The organism is Herbidospora mongoliensis (genome assembly GCF_001570545.1).
Taxonomy (GTDB): domain Bacteria; phylum Actinomycetota; class Actinomycetes; order Streptosporangiales; family Streptosporangiaceae; genus Herbidospora; species Herbidospora mongoliensis.
Genome location: NZ_BBXD01000018.1, coordinates 91,378 through 112,536, shown reverse-complemented (window position 1 = coordinate 112,536; position 21,159 = coordinate 91,378). Strand labels below are relative to the sequence as shown.

The following is a 21,159-nucleotide window of genomic DNA, read 5'->3' as shown; positions in this document are numbered from 1 at the left end:
CACGGCTATGTCGACACCACCCGGAGCAGCACCGAACGGTCGACGTCCAGCGACGGGGCCTCGACGCCGGCCAGCCGCAGCACCCGGCCGGGCAGGGTGACCCCGGCCGACTGCCAGGGCGGGAGCACTCCGCCGGGAACCGAGCCCGGATAGACGGCTTCGACCCGGTAGGTGAGGGTGTCGTCCAGGCCGGGAAGCCGGACGCGGCCCGGCGGCCAGACGGCGGGACGTTCGACCACGCTGAACGCGTAGAGGGCCTCGGACTTGTCCTGCGCGACCACGCCTTCCAGCCGGTACGCCGGATCGGCCAGGTCGGCGTGCACGACCCGGCCCGAGTGCAGCAGGGACCGGTGCTCCTTGTGGAAGGCGACCCAGCGGGCCAGCGCGGCGAGGGTCTCCGCGTCGGCGGTGAGGAGGTTGACCTCGAGGCCCAGGTGACCCCACAGCGCCTTCTCGGCGAGATAGTCGAGGGGGTGCACGCGATGGGTGGTGTGCGATTCGGTGGCGCCGATGTGGGTGCCCTGCATCTCCGGCGGGACCAGCAGCCCCGTCCAGCGCTGGATCTCCAGCCGTTCGTGCGGGTCGTTGCAGTCGCTGGGCCACACCCGGTCGGTGTGTTCCAGGACGCCGAGGTCGATGCGGCCGCCGCCGCTGGCGCACGACTCGATCTCCAGGCCGGGGTGGGCCGCCTTGAGCTCGGCCATCAGCCGGTAGGCCTGCTCGACCTGCCGCCGGACGCCCGGCCGCTCACCGGCGTCGAGCAGGTAGCGGTTGTGGTCCCACTTGATGTACGCGATGTCCAGCTCTCCGACGAGCTCGCTCATCCGCTCGAACACGTACGTGTAGGCGTCGGGGTGGCCGAGGTTCAGCACGTGCTGGTGGCGGGAGGGCACACCCGGGCCGTGCCCGGCCTGGAAGATCCACTCGGGGTGACGCCGGGCCAGCTCGGAGTCGAGGTTGACCATCTCCGGCTCGAACCAGAGCCCGAAATCCATGCCGAGCTCGCGCACCCGGTCGGCCAGCGGCCCGAGGCCCTGCGGCCAGACGCCGGGGTCGACCGTCCAGTCGCCGAGGGAGGAGGTGTCGTCGCGACGGCCCAGGAACCAGCCGTCGTCGAGCACGAACCGCTCCGCGCCCAGTTCCGCGCCGCGTTCGGCGAGGGCGACCAGGGTGTCGAGGTCGTGCCGGAAGTAGACGGCCTCCCAGGTGTTCAGCACCACGGGCCGGGGCGATCGGGGCCGTGACCGCAGATGCCGGTGGAAGCGCCCGGCCATCTCGTCGAGGCCGGCGCCCCACGATCCGTACTGCCAGCGGCTCTGGAACGACTCTCCCTCGCCGAGCACGACCTCGCCCGGCAGCAGGACCTCACCGGCCGCCAGGTGGCGGGTGCCCGCCGGGGTCAGTTCGGCGGCGAGCACCTGGTTGCCGCTCCACGCGAGGTGGGTGGCCCACACGAGCCCCTGCCGGAACCCGAAGCCGTGCTCACCGGCGGCCAGCAGCAGCGTGTGCTCCAGCCCCGGCTTGCCGCCCCGGGAGGCGCGCACCCACTCCCCCACCTGGAACGGCCGCCGTTGCGGCACCCGCTCCAGCGCCCAGCGGCCGGTCAGGTCGAGGATCTCGGTCGCGTCCGAGGGCACCGGCAGCGCCAGTTCCACCGAGCCGATCCGGTACGGCTCCGCCGCCTCGTTGACCACCCGGGCCCGCTGGCGGACCAGCCCGCTGCCGGGCAGGAGTTCGATCTCGACCTCGATCGTGAGGCCGAACTCGGGGTCACGGGCCGTCGAGCGCAGCAGCGACCCGTCGACCGTGTGCGCGGCGTCGCGGAAGTAGGGCGCCCAGCGGCGGCCGTCGGTGTCTCCGACGAGCCCGGGGCGGCCGAGCCAGCCCTCGTGGAGCTGCGGGAGCACCGGGACGGGCTGCGGATAGGTGACCGCGCTGTCGCCGACGGCGGGAAGCGCCGCCCGCTGGAGGTCGGCCAGCGCGTCCGGCCCGAGGTCGCCGAGGTCGGGGCCCCAGTGCAGGACGCGCGGCAGGCGTCCGCCGTCGACGGCGACGACCACGCTGGTGCCGCCCGCGCGCAGGTGGATCGGGTTCATGTTTCCTTCCGTCATCCTTTGAGTCCGCTGCTGGCGATGCCGCGGAAGAACTGGCGCTGGAGCACCAGGAAGACGATCACGAGCGGGATCGAGCAGACGAACGCGCCCGCCATCAGGGTCGGGTAGTCGGTGCCGAACTGCCCCTGCAGCCCGGCCAGGCCGACCGGCAGCGGCCGGTTCTCCCCCGAGGGCGAGACGATCAGCGGCCAGAGCAGGTCGTTCCACGAGTACAGCCCGGTCAGCACCGTCAGCGCGGCCAGGGTCGGCTTGGCCATCGGGAGCATGACGTGCCAGAAGACCTGGAACGGGTTGGCGCCGTCGAGCCGGGCCGCCTCCTCGTAGTCCGGCGGCATGTTCATGAAGGCCTGCCGCATGAGGAAGGTCCCGAACGCCGAGAACATGCCGGGGATCGCGAGGGCCGGCAGGGTGTCGAGCAGCCCGAAGTCGCGGATCAGGCCGTACTGGCCGATCAGGAACAGCTGGCTGGGCACCATCAGCATCGCGAGGAACAGCCCGAACAGCGCGTTCCTGCCGGGGAACGGCAGGCGCGCGAAGGCGTAGCCGGCGAGGGCGGCGACCGCGACCTGGCCCACGACCCGCAGCACCAGCGAGCCGGTGGAGACCGCGAACATCGACCAGAACGGCACCGTGGAGAAGAACGTCTCGAAGGCGTGCAGGCTGAACTCCTGCGGCAGGATCGTCGGCGGGATCCTGGACACCTCGGACGTCGTCTTGAAGAGGGTGAGGATCTGCCAGACGAACGGCACGACCATGATCACGGACGCGATGACCAGCAGCAGGTGGACCGGCCAGGTGCGGCGGCGCTCAGCCATAGAAGACCCAGGATCTCTGGAGACGGAACTGGAGCGCCGTCGCGATCATGATCACGATCAGCAGCACGATCGCGATCGCCGCGCCGTACCCCTGCTGGAACTGCACGAACGCCTTCTCGTAGAAAAGGTAGACGATCGTCTTGGAGTCGGCCAGCGCGGTGTTGTTGACGCTGCGCAGCATGATGAAGATCAGGTCGAACATCTGGAGCGCGGCGATCACGGTGAGGATCGTCACGAAGAAGATGCTCGGGCTCAGCAGCGGCACGGTGATGTGGAAGAACTGCCTCACCCGCCCCGCGCCGTCGAGCGCGGAGGCCTCGTAGACCGCCTTCGGGATCGCCTGCAGCCCGGCGCCGAGGATGATCAGGTTGATGCCCAGGCCCATCCAGATGCCGACGGCGGCGAAGGCGTAGATGGTGAACCGGGGGTCGGCCACCCAGTACTGCCCGTCGATCCCGAACCACGACAGCACGTAGTTGAACAGCCCGAAGTCACCGTTGTAGATGAACCGCCAGACCATGCCGATCGCCACCGGCAGGGTGACGACCGGCAGGAAGAACAGCACCCGGTAGACCGTGCGGCCACGGCCGGCCTGCTCGATCAGCGCGGCCAGCACCACCGCCAGCGGGATGCCGAGCAGCACGATCGCGGTGTAGAGCGCGGAGTTGCCGAACGCCTGCCACACCTCGCCGTCGCCGAGCAGCTCGGTGTAGTTGTCGACGCCGGTGAAGGTGGCGGGCCCGAACGCGGGGACGTCCTGGAAGCTCTTGATCAGCGTCGACAGGAACGGCCACAGGTAGAGCGCGACCAGGCCGATGGTGGCGGGCGCGATGAACAGCAGCGCCCACCCCACGCCCGACCTGTTCGCGCTCCTCGCTGACGATCTCGTTGCCCGGCTCATTGCTTGGCGAGCACCTCGTCGACGGCGGTCTGGTACTCGGCGGCCGCTTCCTCGACCGGCTTGGCGCCGTCCCAGGCCGGAGCCAGGTACTGCGCCGCCAGGCCCTGCCACTCGGCGGTGTTGCCGGCGACCGGGAGCGGCACGCCGTATTCGATGGCGTCGATGAAGGTCTGGAGCTTGAACTCCGGCATCGAGTCGAGCCACGGCTGCTGGGTGCCCTTGTAGGCGGGGAGCACGGTGCCGGTCGCGGCCTGGATCTCGGCCGCCTTGGTGCCGCCGAGGAAGGCGAGGAACTTCTTCAGCTCCTCGGGGTGCTTGCTGCCGGCGTACCCGGCGTTGCCGATGCCGCTGGTGACGGTGGCGCGCTTGACGCCCTGGGGCAGCGGGGCGACGTCGACCTTGCCCTTCAGGTCGGCGTTGTTGTGGAAGCGGAACGCCCAGTAGGCGCCGGAGAAGTACATGGCGACCTTCTGGTTCTCGAACATGGACACCGCCTCGGTGTCCGAGAGCTGCTTCAGCGTCGGCGACGATCCGGCCTTCTGGAGGTCGGCCCAGAACTTCAGCCCGGCCACCGCCTCGGGCCCGGCGAAGTCGGAGGCGGTGCCGCCCGGCTTGATGATGCTGCCGCCGGCCTGGAGGATCGTGTTGTAGTAGCCGCCCTGCGCGTCGATCGGGGCGGCGATGCCCCAGACGCCCTTGGCCGGGTCGGTCAGCTTCTTGGCCGCCTCCTGCACCTGCGGCCAGCCCCACGTGTCATCGGGATACTTCACGCCCGCCGCGTCGAACAGCGCCTTGTTGTACCAGATGCCGTTGGTGTCGAAGTCCTTCGGCAGCCCGAAGATCTTGCCCTCGTAGGTGTAGGAGTCGGACACGGCCTTGGGGTAGGCCGTCATGTCGATCCCGGTGGACTTCACCGTGTCGGACAGGTCGATCAGCGCGCCGCCCTTGGCGTACTCGCGGAAGTGGTCGGCGAGCATCCAGAACGCGTCCGGCGCGGTCCCTCCGGCGGCGCCCACCTGGAGCGTCGACCAGTATTCGGGCCAGGGCAGCGTCTGGACCTTGACGGCGATGTTCGGGTTCTCCTTCTGGAACTCGGCGGCGATCTGCTCCATCGCGGGCGCCTGGTCCTCGCTCCAGTTGGCGTACGTGAGGGTGACCTTCTCGGCCGGAGCCGCCTCGCCTGAGCTGCCAGAACCGCTGGAGCAGGCGGTGAGGAGGGTCGCCGCCACGGCCAGTGCGGCCGTCCAGGTGTGCTTCATCGTTTCCTCTTCACTTCGTGGGGGGTTGGTGGACGTGGACGATGGTGTCGACCCAGTCGACGTGCGCGCCGGAGCCGACGGCCTCACCGCGCAGGCGCAGCGCCCGGACGCCGGAGACATCGAGGTCGAAGGGGGTGACGGGCTCGCCGGACTCGACCTCGGCGGCGAAGATCTCCCGGTCGTCGGCGATCACGGCGACCCTGGCCCGGCCGGTGGACTCGTCGTCGACGCCGACGGCGCCGGTGAGCCGGGCGGCGTGCCCGCCCAGATGGAAGTGAGCCTCGGAGGCGGGGGCGGTGCCGAGTCCGTGCGCGAACTCCTGCCCGGCCACCCGCAGGGGACCTCCGTCGCGGGGGTTGCCGCCGCCGTTGGACATGTCCCGCTCGACGGGGCCGTCGGCGTTGACGAACGCGATCATCGGCAGCACCGAGAGCGGATGCGCGCCCGGGGCGAGCGGGCGCACGACGCGCGCGTGGGCCACGACCGGGACCACGCCGTCGCCGTCCCGCTCGACGGTCACCACGCCGAGCCGTCCGGGCCGCAGCCCCGCCGTGGGGCGGATCGCCCAGCCGGTCTCGGTGACCCGCTCGGCGGTCCAGCCCGGCGGCGGCCGCAGCCGGGCGTCCGGGTCGGTGGTGATCGTCGCGGTCCCGTCCGCGCCGATCTCGGCGATCGGCGGGTTCACTTCGGGAGGGCTCTGGTACGGCCGGGGCCCGGCGCGGAAGAGTTCGGTGCCCGCCGGGGCCACGACCGCGGCGAAACCGCCGTCCCGGGCCACGGCGATCTCGACGGAGCCGGTCGCCGTCGTGGTCGTCTCCGCCAGCCCCTCGGTGGCGTCGCCGACGATCCACACCTGGGCGTCGGCCCCGGCTCCCAGCCGGGTCAGGGGCACGCGGATCGTCCGGGCGTCGCCGGTGGCGATGCCGCCCAGGAACCACCGGTCCCCGGCGCGGCGGGCGATGACGGCGCAGGTGTCGGGGTCGCCCGTCAGCAGCACGGTCTCGTCCCAGACCGGCGCGAGCTCGGCCAGGAAGCGGGCCGCGAGCGGACGGGCGGTGTAGGCGTCGACGTGGTCGGCGAAGTGGGTGATCCCGCATTCGAAGGCCACCGAGAGCCCCAGCTCGTGGCCGTCGCTGGTGGTGCGTCCGGCGGCGCCGAAGGCGACCGGGGTGGCGTCCATCGCCCCGACGATGTTGCGGGTGAAGGGCTGGATGACATTGTGGGCGGCGGTGAGGGCCTGGTTCTCGAAGAACACGTAGTATTCGGCGCCCCGGATCGCCTCATAGCCGATCACCTGGGGGAAGGTGCGCATCCAGCCGCGCGGGATGACCGAGCCGTGGAAGTTGACCATGAGGCCGAGCCGCGCCGACTCCGCGAGGATCGTGTCGTACCAGCGATAGCGGTCCTTCGACTCCGACTCCATGAAGTCGACCTTGATCCCGGCGACCCCCCACGACCGCCACAGCGCCAGTCTGCGCAGGTCCTCCGGGCTGTTGAGGTCACGCCAGATCGTCCACAGATGGACCTGGACGCCCCGCCGGCTGGCGTGGGCGACGATCTCCGGAACCCAGGTCTCCTCCCAGCCGCAGTCGATCAGCAGGTGCTCCCAGCCGAGGTCGGCGGCCACGTCGACGAAGTGTCTCTGCTTGTCGAGCTGCGCGCCCGAGTAGAAGTCCGACCACCACGACCAGGCCGCCCGGCCCGGCCGCACCCAGTCGGCCTCCGCCAGCTCGGGCGAGACGGCCGGGGCCAGTTCCTCGACGAACAGGGAGGAGACGAGCTCGGCGAGCGTGCCGACGAGCAGGACCCGCCACGGCGTCACGACGCCGCGGGCGACCTCGACGGCGTCGTCGGCGAGGGTGAAGTTCAGGGTGGGCCCGTCCGCCCGGACGTGGGCGCCGGAGAACCGGCCGTCGATGCCGGACTCGGTGACGAGGAGATGGGTGTCCGGGTCGAGGCGGGTGAGGAAGGGCAGGCCGTACGCGCCGCCCGGCAGATCGGCGGTGTCCACGCCGAACCGGGGGGTCTCGTACCAGGTCTGGTAGTCCAGCACCCAGCTCCGCGACCCGGCGGCAAGAGTGAGCGCGGTGTGATCACCCGTGATGAGGGCGGTGCCGTCCAGGGCCGGCAGCGCGTAGCGCACGGCGACGCCGTGGGGCCCGGTCCGCAGGACGGCCTGCCACTCGACGCCGCCCTCGCGGAAGGTGTGCACGCTCTCGTGGTGCGCGTACTCGTGATCGCCGGCCGACTTGCCGGAGCGGAGCGTGAACCGGTCACGAACCTCGCGGGCAGCCACGTGGACCTGCTCGGCGTCCACACCCATCCGGACGCCGCCGAGCGAGAACCCGAGCTCGACCTTCTCAAGGACGGTCGCGGCGCCTCGGGTCACCGTCAGCCGCACGCCCGCGGGCGTCGTGCGGATCGAGGCGCGCACGTTCGTCGTTTCGTCGCTCAACACGTTCTCCATCACATGGCATCGGTTCTTGCCCCACGTCGCGAGATCCCGCCAGGGGTCTGCCGAGCATAAGTCCAGGTCAGAGCAGCTATGGCAGGGGTGTTCCGCCGCTTCGTCCCGGCTGGCGCCGAGAGCGGCGGTCCACCTCCCGCCGGGCGCTTCACTAGACAGACAAACGCCGGTGAGGCAAAACTATGGGCCCCTCTGAGCGCGGCCGGAATGGTGGAACCGTCGGATCAGCTGGACATTCCGACTATCTCGGGCGATCCGATCATGGACATCGCCCGCCAGCCCCGGACCATCGGCTCGGCGCCCGTTCCCCGCGCCTGCGGGGCAGGCCGACCGCGAAATCTACGGTTGCCAGCTGGTAACTTCCATGAAATTTTCACAAGCACAGGCCGAAAGGTACGGCTCCCCCGAGGGCGAACATCCAGGCCGGGCGATGTCCCGGCGGCAATGCCCAGCTCAGCGGGGGTGACGTGCGTTGACGCCGGATAGGCGGTCCGGTGTACTCAGGCGGCCGACCCCACCCCCCAGGAGAAGGCCATGCATATATGTGATCGCAAATGTTAGCGATAACACTTTTCGTCGGCACCAGCCGTGGCGACCTCCGCCGGGCACCCGCCGCTGCCACCGCGGCGGAAAGCCCCCGGACGGCCGAACGTGATCCCCTTCAGAGAGAGAACAGAAATGTCTGATCTATCGCGCAGGCAATTACTGAGATACGGCGCCGCCGGGGCCGGAGCCGCGCTGCTGCCACTGCAGTGGACGGCGGCGGCCCGAGCCGCCTCGGCTCCCCCACCGGAAGTGAGCGCCGTCAACGATCTGGCGCTGTGGTACGACGAGAGTGCCGGCACCGACTGGCTGCGCGCCCTCCCGATCGGCAACGGCCGGCTGGGCGCCATGGTGTTCGGCAACGTCGACACCGAGCGGCTCCAGCTGAACGAGGACACCGTCTGGGCGGGCGGCCCATACGACCAGAGCAACACCCGGGGCGCCGCGGCGCTGGGCCAGATCCGCCAGGCGGTGTTCTCGAACCAGTGGAGCCAGGCCCAGAGCCTGATCGACCAGAACATGCTGGGCAGGCCCGCCGGTCAGCTCGCCTACCAGACCGTCGGCAACCTGCGGCTCGCCATCGGCAACACCAGCGGCGTCTCGGAGTACAACCGCTACCTCGACCTGACCACGGCGACCACCGTGACGACGTACGTGCAGAACGGGGTGCGGTACCGGCGCGAGACGTTCGCCAGCGCGCCCGATCAGGTGATCGCCATCCGGCTGACCGCCGACCGGTCCGGCTCGATCTCCTTCTCGGGGACCTTCGACAGCCCCCAGCGGGTCACCCGCTCCAGCCCCGACGGCACGACCGCGTCGCTGGACGGCGTCTCGGGCGACTTCGAGGGCATCTCCGGCCAGGTCCGATTCCTGGCCCTGGCCAAGGTCGTGGCCGACGGCGGCACCGTGAGCAGTTCCAGCGGGACGGTGCAGGTCAGGTCGGCCAACTCCGTCACCGTGCTGGTCTCCATCGGGTCCAGCTACAAGAACTACCGCGACGTCAGCGGCGACTACCAGGGCATCGCCCGCGGGCACCTGAACGCCGCGGCGAACCGGAGCTGGGACGACCTGCGGTCGCGGCACGTGGCCGACTACCAGCGGTTGTTCAACCGCACCACCCTGGAACTGGGCCGGACCTCGGCGGCCGACCAGCCGACCGACGTGCGCATCGCCCAGCACAACAGCGTCACCGACCCGCAGTTCTCGGTGCTGCTGTTCCAGTACGGCCGCTACCTGCTGATCTCCTCCTCGCGGCCGGGCAGCCAACCGGCCAACCTCCAGGGCATCTGGAACGACTCCCTCACCCCGGCGTGGGACTCCAAGTACACGATCAACGCCAACCTGCCGATGAACTACTGGCCGGCCGACACCACCAACCTCGCCGAGTGCTACGAGCCGGTGTTCCGCATGGTCAGCGACCTGGCCGTCACCGGCGCCCGCACCGCCCAGGTGCAGTACAACGCCGGCGGCTGGGTCACCCACCACAACACCGACGCCTGGCGCGGCAGTTCGGTGGTCGACGGCGCGATGTGGGGCATGTGGCAGACCGGCGGCGCGTGGCTGGCCGGCCTGATCTGGGAGCACTACACCTTCACCGGCGACCTGAACTTCCTGTCCACCTACTATCCCGCGATGAAGGGCGCCGCCCAGTTCTTCCTCGACACGCTCGTCCAGGAACCCAGTCTCGGCTACCTGGTCACCAACCCGTCCAACAGCCCGGAACTGCCCCACCACAGCGGCGTCAGCGTCTGCGCGGGCCCGACGATGGACAACCAGATCCTGCGGGACCTGTTCAACGGCTGCGCCCAGGCCGCCCAGACCCTCGGCGTGGACGCGAGCTTCCGCACCCAGGTCCTGGCCGCCCGTGACCGCCTCCCTCCGATGAAGACGGGCTCGCGCGGCAACATCCAGGAATGGCTGTACGACTGGATCGAGCCCGAGACCAACCACCGCCACGTCTCCCACCTGTACGGTCTGCACCCCAGCAACCAGATCACCAAGCGCGGCACCCCCGCCCTGTACACCGCCGCCCGCCGCACCCTGGAACTGCGCGGCGACGACGGCACCGGGTGGTCCCTCGCCTGGAAGATCAACTACTGGGCGCGACTGGAGGAGGGCTCCCGCGCCCACACCCTGCTCCGCCTGCTGGTGACGACGTCCCGGCTCGCCCCGAACATGTTCGACCTGCATCCGCCGTTCCAGATCGACGGCAACTTCGGCGCCACCTCCGGCATCGCGGAGATGCTGCTCCACAGCCACAACAACGAGCTGAACGTGCTGCCGGCGCTGCCCTCGGCCTGGTCCAGCGGAAAGGTGCAGGGCCTGCGCGGCCGGGGCGGCTACACCGTCGACACCACGTGGAGCTCCGGCCGGGCCACCGAGATCCTCGTCAAGTTCGACCGCGCCGGGACGGCCAGGGTCCGCAACCCGATCTTCACCGGCACCTACCAGGTCGTCGACGTGGGAACCGGCGCCGCGGTCACTGTCACCAAGCCGGAGTCGGACGTCATCGCCCTGCCCGGCCAGGCCGGCAGTACCTACCGTCTCACCGGCACGGGCGCGCCGCCCACGGCCTACGTGCGGATCTCCAACGGCACCACCGGCCTGGCGCTGGACAGCGGCGGCAACGTCGCCTCCGGCTCGGTGGTCAAGCAGTGGAACAACGACGGTTCCACCAACCTGCAGTGGCAGCTCGTCGACCTCGGCAGCGGCTGGTACCGGATCGTCAACCGCACCAACGGCATGGTCATCGACAGCTGGGGCAACACCGCCAACGGCGCCCCCGCCCGTCAGTCGGCCTGGAACGGCGGCAACAACCAGCAGTGGCGGCTGGCCTCCGCGAGCAACGGCCGCCAGCAGATCATCAACCGCGGCACCGGCACCTCCCTGGACGGCATGGGCAACGCCACCGCCGGATCGACCGTGGCGATGTGGGCGCCGAACAGCAACACCAACAACCAGTGGACGATCACGTCCGTATAAGAAAGTCGATAGAAGAAAAGGGGCCCCGCCACCTCTGAGGTGGCGGGGCCCGGTGGTCTGGGGATGTCAGGTGCGGGTCCACCTCTGGTTGCCCGCGCCGGTGCAGGACCAGATCTGGATCCGGGCGTTGTTCGCCGTGGAGCTGCCGGCCACGTCCAGGCACTTGTTCGCGCCGATGGCGGTGATGCTGCCGTCGGAGTTGAAGCGCCACTTCTGGTTGTTCTGGCCGTTGCAGTCCCAGATCAGGACGCCGGTGCCGTCGGCGGTGCCGGCGCCGCTGACGTCCAGGCACTTGTTGCCGTACACCCGCAGCTCACCCGAGGACGTGGCGGTCCACTGCTGGTTGCTCTGGCCGTTGCAGTCCCAGAGGACCACCGCGGTGCCGTTGTTCTGGGAGGCGCCGGTCACGTCGACGCACCGGTTCGACGCCACACCGCGAATCGGGCCCGTCGTCCCGGGAGTGGCGGAAGGAGTGGGAGTGGGACTGGGCGAGGGGTCGGAGCCGCTCTGGAACTGGGAGAAGAACTTCCACACCTCGGTCTTGGTCCAGGTCGTGATGCCGCTCTCGGCGTAGGTCCCGTCGACGGGGCCGGGCATGTGGCCGTTGTCGAAGGCGGCCCACACGACCGGGTAGCCGGACCGGCAGCCGGAGTAGGTGGTGAGGGTGTGGGTCCGGCTGCCCTGACCGGGCTCGGGCGGGTTCTGCGCGGTGCAGCCGTTGTTCCGGACGAACCGGTCCCGCAGCGAACGTCCCTGGGAGATGTTCAGCACCGAGTCGGTGATCCCGTGCAGTCCCATGTACGCGATGGGCTGGGTGCCGCCGTCGCACCCGCTGAGCTGCGCGCCGGAGAAGACGGCGACCGCGCGGAAGACCGTCGCGCGGGCGCAGGCCAGCGCGTAGCTCATCCCGCCGCCGTAGCTGAAGCCGGTGGCGAACCGCTGGGTGGTGTCGACGCACAGGTCGCTCTCGATCCGCGCCATCATGTCGTCGACGAACCGCAGGTCCTCGCCGCCGGAGTTGGCCCAGCCGTTGCCGAGCCCCTGGGGTGCGACCAGGATGGCGCTGTTGTTCGACTTCTCCTGGAGCCCGTAGTACGACCACGGAGTCCCGCTCGTGCCGCCGGAGGAGACGTCGTTCATGGTGCCGCCGCGCCAGTGGAAGGCGAAGATCAGCCGATACTGCCGGTTGGCGTCGTAGCCGTCGGGCACCCGCAGGATGAACGACCTGCTCTTGCCCCCGCTCTGGATGGTGTAGGTGCCGTTGCGGAGCGTCGGCGTCTTGCCGCATCCGGCGGTCGCGGCGGCCACGGCCGCTCCCGACGCCGCCGCGGCGCCGCTGGTGCCCAGCGCCGCATGGCCCATGGCTAAGACGAGCCCGGCCGCGGCCACAACGGCCCCGAAGATGGTTCTGTGCCTTGACATCACGCGATTTCCCTTTGTTTCGAGTACGGAAATGAAGAGATCGCTGAACGGCTTCGGGACAGACGAACCACACCACGCTTATTTCAGTCTGATGGCGAGGGAAGAGCCTTCTCATGGTGGTGAGCTCGGCACCCACGGATGGATGCGGCGTTTGCCCGCGAAGGGACAGCCGTCAGGTGTGAAACCAGCTCACCGCCATGTGATCGCTAACATTCGACGAACGAGGCGACCCTTCCTGCCCGCTCCGCCCTGTCCCGATAGGTGTTGCGTAGCCAACACCGACGAAAAGGGCATCGTCAAGAGTACGAAACATACGCCGCCTCTTGGGATGGCGGCGGCGGGCCGTCCTAGCTGGGCATCGACCTCTTCCGCGCGGTCCGGCCGGAACACGGCGATGAAATCTTCATTCTGATCTCTTCCGCCGCCGCCGATCGCGGGGAAGCCGGTCACCGGTGAGAGCGGGGCGAGAGCGAACGGAGAGGACAGAGGTGATCAGCGCGCATACGGTACGCGGTATGGGCCACCTGTCCTCGCACGACTTCACCGCCCGATCTCTTCCCGAGCACCTTCAAGTGGTTCTCGTCCAGCTTCTCAGCGGCGCCACCGACCAGGCCGCGAGCAACCGTCTGGGCATCTCCGCACGCACCTACAGCCGCCGGGTCTCCGAACTGCTCGACCACATGGGCGTGCAGAGCCGCTTCCAGGGCGGCGTCGAGGCCAAACGGCGCGGCTGGGTCTGACAACGCCCGCAGTAAGACCTGGCGTAGAAGCGGACCGTCCGCGGGAGGCGGCAGGCGAACTCCGCGTCGTCGCGGGTCCGGGTGTCTCGCGCCGAGCCTTCGATCAGGTCCCAGAAGCCGTCGACGTCCGGGGGACGAACCTAGAGGCGCTTGAAGAACTCCACCAGAACTCGGTTGACCAGGGCCGGGCGTTCCAGGAAACCGTAGTGGCCGCAGCCGGGGATCTCCGTGTACGTCGCGCCGGGGATCGCCTCGGCGGCCTCGCGGCCCATGAACGGGGGCATGAGCAGGTCTTCGGCGAAGGCGACCACCAGGGCCGGGCAGGTGATGCCCGTCAGGGCCTTGCGGCGGTCGCCCGCGAGGGTGGCCTCGTACTGGAGGGCGGGGCCGTCGCCCCGGATCGGGAAGGCGGTCAGCAGGTCGTACCAGTCGGCGGCCACGTGTTCGTCGGCGAGGGTGCGGGCGGAGAAGAGCTGGATCATCATCGCGACCGGGTCGCCCTCCCCCGAACGCACGCGATGGGCGCTGGCGGCGGTCATCTTCTCGCGGAAGAAGTCGGCGCGGGCGCGGGTGCCGAGCAAAGCGATACCGCTGACCAGGGACGGGTGGGCGAGGGCCAGTTCCTGGGCGACCATCGCGCCCAGCGATGCCCCGGCGACCGCGACCGGGCCGCCGCCGAGGGCGCGGATCAGGCCGGCGGCGTCGTCGGCGAAGTCGGCCAGGTCGTAGGGGCCCGGTGGGCACGACGACGGGGCGGTGCCCCGGTTGTCGAAGGTGATGACCCGGTGGCCGGCCTCGACGAGGGCGGGGACCTGGTGCAGCGTCCACATCCCCGACGAGGACGCCGCCGGGTTGATGAGCAGCACGGGCGGCCCTGACGGGTCGCCGTGGGTCTCGTAGGCCAGGGTGATCCCGTTACTGCTCGTCGTCGGCATCGTCCACGCTCCCGGTTTTGCTCCACAGCCCCGTGTCCAGACGGGTGATCGCGATCACGAAGAGTATGGCGATCGCGGCGGCCCCTATCAGGACGGGGGTGCGCAGTCCGAACTCCCGGCTGCCGCCGACGGACTCCCCCACCGTCACCAGCAGGCCGCCGACGGCCGCGCCGAGCGGCAGCGGGCCCCACGAGATCAGCCGGTAGATGCTGTTCACCCGGCCCAGCAGGCGTTCGGGCACGATCCGCTGGCGGTAGCTGATGGTGATGATGTTCCAGGCCAGGCCGAGCCCGGCGCTCACCGACAGGGCCAGGGCCACCACGATCCCGCTGCTGGCGAAGCCGACGACGGTCAGGGCCAGACAACTTCCGGCCAGGGACAGCAGCAGCACCTTCCGGGGGCCCAGCCGGGACTCCAGCCAGGGGGTGGTCTGGGCGCCGATCATGCCGCCGACCGCGCCGACCATGAACAGCAGGCCGTATTGGAGGGCGGACAGGCCGAGGATCTCCTGGGCGAACAGGACCTGGGTGGCGATGGCGACCGCGCCGGCCACGTTCAGGGCCGACAGCAGCAGGCCGAGGGCGCGCAGCGGGCGGTGGTCCCAGAAGAACCGCAGGCCCTCGGCGACCTGCCGCCGCATCGGGCGGGGGTCGTCCGGGAGCTTCGCGCGGGCCGCCGGGAGCAGGGAGACGAGCAGGCCGGACAGCAGGAACAGGGCCGCGTCCACGGTGAAGGGGACGGCCAGGGCGATGCCGACGAGCAGGCCGCCTACCCACGGGCCGACGAACACCCCGGCGACGGTGTCGGCGACGGTGAGGCGGGCGTTGGCCCGCTGGAGCTGCCGCCTGCTCACCAGGCTCGGCAGGATCGTCTGGGCCGCGTTCTCGTTGGCGACGGTGAGGGTGCCGAGGGCGAAGGCGACGACGTACAGGACCGGAAGAACCATGTGCCCCGTGTAGAGGGCCGCCGCGACCGCGCCGACCAATACGGCCCGGCCCCAGTGGGTGACCGCGAGCACGCGGCGGTGGTCGGCCCGGTCGACGATGGCGCCGATCGGCAGGCTGAGCAGCAACCACGGCAGGTCGGCGGCGACGCCGATGAGGGCGATCAGCATGGGGTCGCGGGTGAGCGAGGTGGCCAGCCAGGGGAAGGCCACCGCGCCGATGCCGGTCCCGAGGTTGGCGACCAGGAAGCCGGCCCAGAGCAGCCAGAACCGCCGGCCGAGCCGGTGGCCGGCCTCGGTGACGGGCGTGATCGAGGGGGTCACCACGGTCGGCGCTCCTTCCAGCGGGGACGGCACCGCCGACCAGCGGACCAAGCCGCATACCCGCCCGTCAACGCCGCTGGCGACTTGTCGCCACCGCCTTGCCCCTGCTCGCCGCGTCTCCCAGCCTGGTGCTTGCCGGTGCCCGGATGATCACATCAGGAGCGCACGTGGAAGACACGACCAGACATCACATCGCGATCGTCGGCATGGCCGGGAGGTTCCCCGGTGCGCACGACATCGAGGAGTTCTGGCAGAACCTGGTGGCCGGGGTCGAATCGATCACGTTCTTCACCGACGACGAGCTGCGCGCCGCGGGCACGCCCGACGACCTGCTGGCCTTCCCCAACTACGTCAGAGCCGCCCCGATCGCGCCGGGGACCGAGGACTTCGAGCCCGCCTACTTCGGCATGTCGACCCGCGAGGCCGAGATCCTCGACCCGCAGCACCGCCGTTTCCTGGAGGCCTCCGACGCGGCCCTCCAGCACGCGGGCTACGACCCGGCGCGCTACGAGGGCCGGATCGGCACGTTCGGCGGGGTCGGCATCAACCGCTACCGCGAGCTGAACGTGATCCGCAACAGTGACGCGATCCGGCTGATGGGCCACTTCGCCATCGACCTGTCCAACACCAGCGACTACGTCGCCACCCAGACGGCCTACCGCCTGGGGCTGCGCGGCCCCGCCCTGACGACGCTGACCGCCTGCTCCACCTCGCTGGTCGCGGTGCACACCGCGATCCGGTCGCTGCTGGCGGGCGAGTGCGAGATCGCGCTGGCCGGCGGCGTGGACGAGCCGCTGCCCAAGGTGTCGGGCTACTTCTACGAGGACGGCGGGATCTTCTCCCCCGACGGCCACGCGCGCGTCTTCGACGCCAAGGCCAAGGGCACCATCTTCGGCAGCGGCGTCGGCATCGTCGTGCTGAAGCGGCTGGCCGACGCCATCGCCGACCGCGACACCGTGCACGCGGTCATCCGGGGCTCGGCCATCAACAACGACGGCTCGGCGAAGGGCGCGTTCGCCGCGCCCAGCGTGCAGGGCCAGGTACGGGTGATCACCGACGCCCTCGCGCGGGCCGGAGTGAGCGCGGACGACATCGGATACGTCGAGGCCCACGGCACCGGAACCCTCGTCGGCGACCCGATCGAGGTCAACGCGCTCACCGAGGCCTTCCGCGCCTTCTCGAAGAAGATCGGGGAGGTGCCGATCGCGTCGGTGAAGTCGAACGTCGGCCACCTCGGCGCGGCGGCCGGGGTGACCGGGCTGATCAAGACCGTGCTCTGCCTGTCGCGGCACGCGCTCCCGGCCAGCCTCAACTACGACGAGCCGAACCCGGCGATCGACTTCGCGTCCTCGCCGTTCTACGTCAACACCGAACTCGCCCCCTGGAAGCCGAACGGGCACCCTCTGGTGGCCGGGGTCAGCTCGTTCGGCGTGGGCGGCACCAACGCGCACATGATCGTCGAGGAGGCGCCGTCGAAGCCGGCGACGTCGTCGTCGGGGCCGTACCGGCTGATCCCGCTGGCGGCGCGCACGCCCACGGCGCTGACCGAGCTGGGCTCGCTGATCGGGCGGCACCTGGAGGAACGGCCCGGCGACCTCGCCGACGCCGCGCACACCCTGAGCATCGGCCGCACCGCGCGCTCGGTGCGCGGTTTCGTCGTCGCCGATGACCCGGGCGCCGCCTCGGAACGCCTGGTAGCGGGGGTGGCCGCGTCGAATCCGGCGCTCACTCCGCCGCGCGGTGGGACCCGTGAGATCGCGTTCGTCTTCCCGGGCCAGGGCGCCCAGTACGCCGCGATGGGCAAGGACCTCTACGACACCGAGCCGGTCTTCCGCGCCGAGATCGACGCGCTGGCCGCTCTGGTCACCGACTGGGACCTGCGCGAGAAGCTCTGGGGCGGCGAGGGCCTCGACGAGACCTCGATCACCCAGCCCGCGGTCTTCGCCGTGGAGTACGCCCTGGCCACCCTGCTCCGCTCCTGGGGCCTGGAGCCGTCGGCGATGGCCGGTCACAGCATCGGCGAATACGTCGCCGCCACCCTGGCGGGGGTGTTCACCCGTGACGAGGCGATGCGGCTGGTCCTCAAGCGGGGCGCGCTCATGCAGGCGCTGCCGCGCGGCTCGATGCTGTCGGTGCCGCTGTCGGAGGACCTGCTGGTCCCGATGCTGACGCCGGGCCTCGACCTGGCCGCCGTCAACGCGCCCGACCTGTGCGTGGTCTCCGGCCCGGACGACGAGATCGCCGAGCTGCGCGCCGTGCTGTCGCTCCAGGGCGTCGAGGGCCGTCCGCTGCACACCTCGCACGCGTTCCACTCGTCGATGATGGATCCGATCCTGGACGAGTTCAGCGCCGCCGTCGCCGCGGCCGCCCCCCGCCCGCCCGAGCTCGCCTACGTCTCCAACGTGACCGGCACCTGGATCACCGCCGGCCAGGCCACCGACCCGGCCTACTGGAGCGAGCACCTGCGCCGCTGCGTGCGCTTCGGCGACGCGGTCGCGCTGCTCACCGAGGGGCGCAAGCGGGTGCTCGTCGAGGTCGGCCCCGGCACGACCCTGACCACGCTGGCCCGCCGCCGGCTCGACGCCGAGATGGCCGGGCTGGTGGTGCCCGCGATGCGGCATCCGCAGCAGCGCACCTCCGACGTCGCGGCCCTGCTGACCGCCGTCGGGCAGGTGTGGCAGGCGTCCGGGGCGCTCGACTGGGACCGGTTCTGGGCCGGTGAGGAGCGCTCGCGCATCCCGTTGCCCGCGTATCCGTACGAGAAGCAGCGCTGCTGGGCCGAGCCCGACCCGGGCTCCGCCCCGCAGGCGGCGGGGCCGGTGGACACCGGGCCCTACTACGTGCCGGTGTGGCGGGAGACGCCGCTGCCGGCCCCCGCGCCCGCCGACGAGCGGACCTGGATCGTGTTCTCGCCTGGCCACGGCGTGGTCGAGGAACTCGTGCGGCACCGCCGCGCGGCCGGGCTGCCGGTGGTCTCGGTCGTACCGCCGGGCGTCGAGGGCGACGTCGTGGCCGGGCCGCGTGAGCCGGCCGACCACTCCGCCGCGCTGGAGCGGGTGACCGGGGAACGGCTGGCGATCGTGCACGGCTGGTCGGCCGCGAACGCCGCCGACGGGCCGCAGGGCTGGCTCGACCTGGGCTTCTACAGCGTGCTCAACACGCTCCAGGCCATCGCCCGCCGCCGTAGCGGGGCCGAGGCCGACATCGTGCTGGTCACCACCGACATGAACGACGTCTCCGGCAGCGACTCGGTGGAGCCCGCCAAATCGGCGCTGCTCGGGCTGCTCAAGCTGGTGCCGAAGGAGCTGACCGGGGTCACCTGCCGGGCCGTCGACTTCGCCGGGACCGGCAACGCGGTCGCCGACGCCCAGCGGCTCGCGGCCGAGATAGCGGCCGGTTCCCCGGAGGAGGACCAGGTCGCCTACCGGGGGCGCAAGCGCTGGATCTGGGGTTACGACCAGGTCGACCTCGACGGTTCCGCCACCGGCACCGGTCTGCGTGAGGGCGGCGTGTACGTCATCACCGGCGGCCTGGGCGGTCTCGGCCAGGTGCTCGCCCGTGACCTCGTCTCACGGGTGAACGCCAAGGTGGTGCTGGTCGGTCGGCACGCCCGGGAGGTCCCCGAACTCGGGGACAACGCGCTGGTCGTGGCGGCAGACGTCGCCGACGTCGAGGCGGTGCGCGAGGTGCGCCGGCAGGCGGAGGAACGGTTCGGTCCTGTCAACGGCGTCTTCCACGCGGCCGGCGTGTCAGGCGGCGGCATGCTGGAGACGCGCTCCCCACTGGACGCCGCCCAGGTCTTCGCCCCCAAGGTCGGCGGCCTCTACGCCATCGAGGAGGTCTTCGGCGACTCCCTCGACCTGTTGGTGCTCTACTCGTCGATCGCGGTGATCTCGGGAGACTTCGGCCTGGGCGACTACTGCGCCGCCAACGCGGTCATGGACGCCTACGCGCATTCGAAGGCGAACGGCCCCACGCGGGTGCTGTCGATCAACTGGCCGATCTGGTTCAACATCGGCATGGCGCACGACACGTACGCGCCGGCGGTATTGACCGACTTCGAGCGCGGCGACCGCTACGAGCCGGTCGAGCATCCCCTGCTCGACAGCCGCCTGCACCAGCTCTACTCCGACGAGATCGTGTTCGTGAAGCGGCTGACCGAGGCCGACTGGACGGTCGACGAGCACCGCCTCCAAGGGCTGCCCACGATGCCCGGCACCGGCCTGGTGGAGATCATCCGCGCCGGGTTCGAGCTCGGCACCGGGATCGCCGACGCCGAGATCCGCGACGTGATCTTCATGCGCCCGCTGACGTTCGAGCACACCCGCAACATCCGCGTCGCCTACCGGCCCGACGGCGAGGGCGGCTACCACGTCAGCGTCGGCGACGCGGAGGAGGGTCCGGAGCAGAACGAGTACACCCGCGCCCGGGTCCGCCGCGCCCCGGCCGAACCGGTGCCGGTCCACGACCTGGGCATGCTCAAGATCCTCTGCGACCGCGAGGACACCCCTTCCTACGATCCGGTGATCGGCGGCCTGACCGTCGGAGCCCACTGGGACAACATCCGGGGCCGCTGGCGGGGCGAGGACGCCGAACTGGTGCTCGTCGAACTGCCGGACGCCTTCCAGGCCGAGGTGGCCGGCTACGGCCTGCACCCCTCGATGCTCGACAGCGCCAACGCGCTCGGCCAGAGCATCGCCGCCGACGCCCGCTTCCTGCCCTTCGGCTACGACCGGATCGTCGTGCGCGGACGTTTCCCCGAGCGGGTCTACAGCCACATCCGGCACCGCGACGACACCACCGGCGACATGACCCGCAGTGACATCACGATCGTCGACCCCGACGGCCGCGAACTGGTCGCGATCGAGGGCTTCACCCTGCTGGCCTACGACGCGGGCGGCCAGGCCGAGGCGGTGCCAGAGGCTCCCGTACTGACGGCGGGTCCCTCCGCCGCGGCCGACCTGGAACTCAGGCTGCTGCGCGAGGCGGACCTGGAGTTCGGCATCCAGCCGGAAGACGGCTCGGCCGCGCTGTGGGAGATCCTCGGCAGCGGCGTGTTGCCGCAGCTCATCATGTGCCCCGACGGCCTGGGCGAACGACTGCGCCGGGCCGCCGGGGTCACTCGGGACGCGCTCCGCGAGCAGATGGCCCAGGCCCCGCAACGGGCCGCCGCGGTGACCGCCCGGAACCTGGCCACGCCGTACATCGCCCCCGCGAGCGCCTCGCAGCGCGCGCTGTCGGGGTTCTGGCAGGACTCGCTCGGCGTCGACCAGGTCGGCGTCGACGACGACTTCTTCGACCTCGGCGGCAACTCACTGATCGCCGTGCAGCTCGTGGCGCGCATCCGCGAGCACTTCAGGACCGAACTCGCCGTCGCGGTGCTGTTCGAGTGCCGGACGGTCCGCAACCTGGCGGGCGACATCGAGGACACGCTCACCGAGCGCGTCGCCGGAATGACCGACGAGGAGGCCGCCGCCCTCCTCGCCACCCTGGAGTAGGGAGACCACGTTGTTCGAGGACGACGACGACCGCGACTACACCGTCGTGATCAACCACGAGGAGCAGTACTCCATCTGGCCGGTCCAGCGGGCGGTCCCCGCCGGCTGGTCGGAGGTGGGGCGGACGGGACCCAAGGCCGAGTGCCTGACCTACATCGAAGAGGTGTGGACCGACATGCGTCCCAAGAGCCTCCGCGAGCGGATGGGCGGCTGACC

The 21,159-nt window shown here is 70.7% G+C and carries 12 protein-coding genes; 4 read left to right on the top strand and 8 right to left on the bottom strand.

Features of this window, described 5'->3' with window-relative positions; all coding sequences use genetic code 11:
• Window positions 1–5 precede the first annotated feature (5 nt).
• From AW272_RS26640 to AW272_RS26620, 5 genes are read right to left on the bottom strand one after another with little or no spacing between them, the layout of a single operon-like run.
• Complete coding sequence (locus tag AW272_RS26640) at window positions 6–2,096, bottom strand: alpha-galactosidase (RefSeq protein WP_157518801.1); 2,091 nt, start codon at window positions 2,094–2,096, stop codon at window positions 6–8.
• Window positions 2,097–2,107: 11 nt separating this feature from the next.
• On the bottom strand, window positions 2,108–2,929 hold the full coding sequence (locus tag AW272_RS26635; RefSeq protein ID WP_066370603.1) for a carbohydrate ABC transporter permease: 822 nt from the start codon (window positions 2,927–2,929) through the stop codon (window positions 2,108–2,110).
• Window positions 2,922–3,782, bottom strand: coding sequence for a carbohydrate ABC transporter permease (locus AW272_RS26630; protein ID WP_245657739.1), 861 nt, complete (start codon window positions 3,780–3,782; stop codon window positions 2,922–2,924). The genes AW272_RS26635 and AW272_RS26630 overlap by 8 nt, the downstream gene beginning before the upstream one ends.
• A 44-nt stretch (window positions 3,783–3,826) precedes the next feature.
• Window positions 3,827–5,089, bottom strand: a complete 1,263-nt coding sequence (locus tag AW272_RS26625) for an ABC transporter substrate-binding protein (RefSeq protein WP_066370600.1) — start codon at window positions 5,087–5,089, stop codon at window positions 3,827–3,829.
• 10 nt (window positions 5,090–5,099) lie between these two features.
• Window positions 5,100–7,544, bottom strand: coding sequence for a glycoside hydrolase family 97 catalytic domain-containing protein (locus AW272_RS26620; RefSeq protein ID WP_169807635.1), 2,445 nt, complete (start codon window positions 7,542–7,544; stop codon window positions 5,100–5,102).
• Between the two features lie 690 nt (window positions 7,545–8,234).
• Between AW272_RS26620 and AW272_RS26615 the strand changes: the two genes are divergently transcribed.
• The gene (locus tag AW272_RS26615) at window positions 8,235–11,081 is read left to right on the top strand and encodes a glycosyl hydrolase family 95 catalytic domain-containing protein (RefSeq protein ID WP_066370597.1); all 2,847 of its coding nucleotides are present in this window, start codon (window positions 8,235–8,237) and stop codon (window positions 11,079–11,081) included.
• Between the two features lie 66 nt (window positions 11,082–11,147).
• Here the strand turns inward: AW272_RS26615 and AW272_RS26610 are convergent, their stop codons facing one another.
• Complete coding sequence (locus AW272_RS26610) at window positions 11,148–12,503, bottom strand: ricin-type beta-trefoil lectin domain protein (protein ID WP_066370595.1); 1,356 nt, start codon at window positions 12,501–12,503, stop codon at window positions 11,148–11,150.
• A gap of 515 nt (window positions 12,504–13,018) precedes the next feature.
• Between AW272_RS26610 and AW272_RS26605 the strand changes: the two genes are divergently transcribed.
• Window positions 13,019–13,243, top strand: a complete 225-nt coding sequence (locus AW272_RS26605; RefSeq protein WP_066370593.1) for a helix-turn-helix domain-containing protein — start codon at window positions 13,019–13,021, stop codon at window positions 13,241–13,243.
• 140 nt (window positions 13,244–13,383) lie between these two features.
• Here AW272_RS26605 and AW272_RS26600 read toward each other — a convergent pair whose 3' ends face one another.
• Both AW272_RS26600 and AW272_RS26595 read right to left on the bottom strand, forming a co-directional pair.
• Entirely contained in the window at window positions 13,384–14,178 is a 795-nt protein-coding gene (locus AW272_RS26600; RefSeq protein WP_066370592.1) for an alpha/beta fold hydrolase, read from the bottom strand.
• Complete coding sequence (locus AW272_RS26595) at window positions 14,159–15,445, bottom strand: MFS transporter (protein WP_169807634.1); 1,287 nt, start codon at window positions 15,443–15,445, stop codon at window positions 14,159–14,161. The genes AW272_RS26600 and AW272_RS26595 overlap by 20 nt, the downstream gene beginning before the upstream one ends.
• A 167-nt stretch (window positions 15,446–15,612) precedes the next feature.
• Between AW272_RS26595 and AW272_RS26590 the strand changes: the two genes are divergently transcribed.
• Entirely contained in the window at window positions 15,613–20,943 is a 5,331-nt protein-coding gene (locus tag AW272_RS26590; protein WP_169807633.1) for a type I polyketide synthase, read from the top strand.
• A 10-nt stretch (window positions 20,944–20,953) separates the two neighbouring features.
• The gene (locus AW272_RS26585) at window positions 20,954–21,157 is read left to right on the top strand and encodes an MbtH family protein (protein ID WP_066370589.1); all 204 of its coding nucleotides are present in this window, start codon (window positions 20,954–20,956) and stop codon (window positions 21,155–21,157) included.
• Window positions 21,158–21,159: the final 2 nt, after the last annotated feature.

Bases quoted from the DNA above. Each gene is read 5' to 3' on its own strand.
- AW272_RS26640 (WP_157518801.1), bottom strand. From the start codon at position 2,096: ATGAACCCGATCCACCTGCGCGCGGGCGGCACCAGCGTGGTCGTCGCC.
- AW272_RS26635 (WP_066370603.1), bottom strand. From the start codon at position 2,929: ATGGCTGAGCGCCGCCGCACCTGGCCGGTCCACCTGCTGCTGGTCATC.
- AW272_RS26625 (WP_066370600.1), bottom strand. From the start codon at position 5,089: ATGAAGCACACCTGGACGGCCGCACTGGCCGTGGCGGCGACCCTCCTC.
- AW272_RS26615 (WP_066370597.1), top strand. From the start codon at position 8,235: ATGTCTGATCTATCGCGCAGGCAATTACTGAGATACGGCGCCGCCGGG.
- AW272_RS26610 (WP_066370595.1), bottom strand. From the start codon at position 12,503: ATGTCAAGGCACAGAACCATCTTCGGGGCCGTTGTGGCCGCGGCCGGG.
- AW272_RS26605 (WP_066370593.1), top strand. From the start codon at position 13,019: ATGGGCCACCTGTCCTCGCACGACTTCACCGCCCGATCTCTTCCCGAG.
- AW272_RS26600 (WP_066370592.1), bottom strand. From the start codon at position 14,178: ATGCCGACGACGAGCAGTAACGGGATCACCCTGGCCTACGAGACCCAC.